Raw genomic sequence first — 3,765 nt, forward strand, 5'->3', positions numbered from 1 at the left:
GTGAAGGGTTTCCCTTTGTGAGAGTAGGACGCTGCCGCGCAAATCAAAAAGGTATCATCTTCGGATGGTATCTTTTTTTGTGTTATACTGATTATTCAATAAGATAGGCTGAAATACCAACTATCCGTTTTTTTGAAAACCAATAGAAGTCAATTAGTTTCTTATAATAGAGGAAGAAATGAGCGGATAATTCTTTAATTGCTGCTAAAACATGGTAAAATAAAGATAGTCATACCAGTTGTTTTTTAATAAAATGTATTTAACGCATTGTTGCTCTTGTCACTCAAGTACTTTATGTATAAACAAAGAAGGAATGAAGATAAATGAATAATAAGAAAAAATCAATTTTTATTGGATTAGGGATCTTTTTGATTTTAATTGGAGGCTTTTATATCTTTAAAAGCATGCAGTACCAGAATCAATTTCTGCCTAAAACAACTGCTGACGGCGTGTCGATTGGAAACAAGTCAGTAGAAGAAGCCAACAAAGCGCTTCAAAAACATTACCAAGAAAGAACTTTTACGGCGGTAGAAGATGACAAAGAGTTATTTTCTTTTACAGGAACAGATATAGGCGTTGCAACTGACTTTACTAAAACTTTAAAAGAACAACTAAATAAACAACCAGCTTGGTCTTGGCCAATAAATCAATTCAGCTCAAGAGATAAGCAAGTAGCTCTTGAAGGTGTCTCATTGAATCAAGAAGAAGTGAAAAAATTTGTCTCTACGTTATCTTTAGATCAAGAAGAACGGAAACAGCCAGTTAATGCAACCATAAAGAAAACTGAAAAAGATTTTACTATACAGCCTGAAGTAAAAGGAAATAGTTTTGATATAGATAAAGTTGCAGCTTTAATCATGGATTCTGTTCAAGAAGATACAACTAAGATCAATATGAAAGAAGCTTATGCTGTTCCTACAGTTTTAGCTGATGATGAAACGTTACAAGCCAATCTCTCTAAATTAAAACAGTTAAGTGATTTGTCCATTGTTTATCAAATCTATGGCTCAGAAGAAATTGTGCCACGTGAAACATTAATGAGCTGGCTCAATGTTGATCAAACAGGAGACGTGACAGTAGACAAAGAAGGAATCACAACTTATATGCAAGGGCTGAGTGATAAATACAGTACCTATGAAAAAGCACGTGATTTTAAAACGACTAAGAGAGGTGTCATTAAGGTTCCTGCTGGAACATATGGTTGGACATTAGATGTAGCAAGAGAAACAGAAGCTTTAGCAAATGATATTTTATTAGGAGAAGACATTGACCGTACTCCTCGTTATAATGGTTCTGGTTACGCAGATGATGGAAATGAATTCGGTAAAAGCTACGTTGAAGTCGATTTAGAAGCACAGCATATGTGGTTTTATAAAGATGGAAAAATTGCGAAAGAGACGGATATTATTTCCGGAAAACCTGCTACACCTACTCCAAAGGGAATCTATTATGTTTGGAAAAAAGAACGCAATGCTACTTTGACAGGTGAAGATTATGCAACACCAGTCGATCACTGGCTACCAATTGATTGGAGCGGTGTGGGCATTCATGATTCTCCTTGGCAAACCGTTTATGGCGGAAACACTCATTTAACTAAAGGGTCACACGGTTGTATCAATACGCCTCCTGGAGTAATGGTGGAAATTTATAATCAAATCGAAACCGGTACGCCTGTAATAGTATATTGATTCATTAGGAAGAGAAGAAAGCGCAACGAAATGAACTTTTCGTTGCGCTTTTTTAGTTAAAAGGCTATCCTTTTGATAGAGGCGAGAAGTAGAGCAGCAATAAATAACGCTAAAAAGTTATGAAGGAGGCTTTTTTTTGAAGCAACAATACAGTGTTGGGATTGATATGGGAACGACTAGTACGAAGGCAGTACTATTTAGACAGAATGGAGAAGTCGTAGATGCTGCTTATGTGGCTTATCCTTTACTAAAAGAAACACCTCCGATGGCTGAACAGAAATTAGAGGATTTATTTGAAGCCGTTATCGTGAGTATCCGTATGCTGATGGATAAAACAGCAGTTGAGCCTGAAGAAATTTTATGTGTCAGCTTTGCCAGTGCTATGCATAGTTTAATTGCTATGGATTACGCTGATCAACCTTTGACAAGAAGCATCACTTGGGCAGATAACCGCTCTGCCAAATGGGCAAACCAATTAAAAGCAGCTAATGGAATGGAGATTTATCATCGTACAGGTACGCCGATCCATCCAATGTCGCCGCTAGCCAAGATTATTTGGTTGCGTGAAGAACAGCCAAATTTGTTTAGCCAAACAAAGAAATTTATCGGAATGAAAGAATATATTTTTTACCAATTATTTGGTCATTATATAGTAGATTATTCCATTGCTTCTAGTACAGGGTTGTTTAATATCCATCATTTCAAATGGGATGAAGCAGCTTTAGCAGCTGCGGGAATTATAGAAGACCAATTGTCTGTTTTAGCTTCTCCAACAGATAAATTAGTAGGATTACCACAAAAGTATGCAGATCAGATGGGACTCTTACCCGAAACCCCTTTTGTGTTGGGTGGAAATGATGGCTGCCTTTCTAATTTAGGAGTAGGAGCAATCGAACTAGGCGTGGCTGCTATTACGATTGGAACAAGCGGGGCTGTTCGAATGGTAACGGATCAACCCTATACGGATCCTAAAGGACGGACTTTTTGTTATGTGCTGGATGAACAGCATTGGGTGATTGGAGGAGCCGTCAATAATGGCGGAGTCGTTTTAAACTGGGCAAGCCAAAATTACTTCCCAATGGAACAGCAATTGATCAGCCAGACAGGCGGCAACACATATGACTATATAATGGAGCAAATCGCTGCCGTACCTGCTGGAGCAAACGGCTTGTTTTTCCATCCTTATCTAAATGGAGAACGTGCACCTTTATGGGATGCAGAGGCACGTGGATCGTTTTTTGGAATAAATATGCTGCATCAGCCGCAACATTTTTTACGGGCTGTGTTGGAAGGCATTTGTTTTAATCTTTATGATGTCTTTTGTACGTTAACCGAGCTAGCTGGAGAACCCCGAAAAATCATTGCTACGGGAGGCTTTTCGCAATCACTAGTATGGCGACAAATGCTGACAGACATTTTTGGTCGTCCATTTACGCTTCCAGAGAGTTTTGAAAGCTCTTGTTTAGGAGCAGCAGTAATGGGATTGAAAAGTATGGGTATCCTTCAAGAAGTCTGCGAAGTGGATAACATGATTGGAACCGAGCATCAGCATATTCCGCAGGCAGCAGAAGCAAGGACGTATGCTAAGTTGTTTCCGATTTACCGTCAATTGAGTCAAACATTTAGCGGGGTATATCACCAAGTAGCTGAACTTCAAGAAAATCTAGACGAGTAAAAGAATAGAAAGAGAAAAGGATCATGAAAGATAAGTTTTTAAGAAAAAGCCAGGAAATAATCGAAAGAAGAATATTTAGTTAAAGGGGTCGAAACAGAGTATGCAAACAGAAAAAGAAAAAATGATTGCTGGTGAGATGTATGATGCAGCAAATCTGGAATTACGCGAAGCGAGAAAATATGCGCAAGAAAAATTAAAAGAATTTCACCAAGCAAAAGGGGAAGATTCCCCGGAAGCTAAAACGATATTGAAAAAGTTGTTTGGTTCAACCGGTGAACAGTTCCATATCAATCAAGGGTTAATAGTAGATTATGGATTCAATGTACATATCGGAGAAAATTTCTATGCAAACTTTAACTGTACGCTGTTAGATATCTGCCCTATTACAATTGGAAAGAATTG

3 protein-coding genes are annotated in these 3,765 nt (G+C 38.1%); all 3 read left to right on the forward strand.

Features of this window, described 5'->3' with window-relative positions:
* The first annotated feature begins 323 nt into the window (after nt 1-323).
* Entirely contained in the window at nt 324-1,688 is a 1,365-nt protein-coding gene (locus tag RT405_RS11925) for a L,D-transpeptidase family protein (protein ID WP_313469948.1), read from the forward strand.
* A 136-nt stretch (nt 1,689-1,824) separates the two neighbouring features.
* Nucleotides 1,825-3,363 (forward strand): gluconokinase, encoded by a 1,539-nt coding sequence (gene gntK, locus RT405_RS11930; protein WP_313469949.1) that lies wholly within the window; start codon nt 1,825-1,827, stop codon nt 3,361-3,363.
* Nucleotides 3,364-3,463: 100 nt separating this feature from the next.
* The coding region (locus tag RT405_RS11935; RefSeq protein ID WP_313469950.1) for a maltose acetyltransferase domain-containing protein at nt 3,464-3,765 on the forward strand (302 nt) is incomplete at its 3' end.

Origin of the sequence: Carnobacterium sp. (genome assembly GCF_032094055.1) — a bacterium.
Taxonomy (GTDB): domain Bacteria; phylum Bacillota; class Bacilli; order Lactobacillales; family Carnobacteriaceae; genus Carnobacterium_A.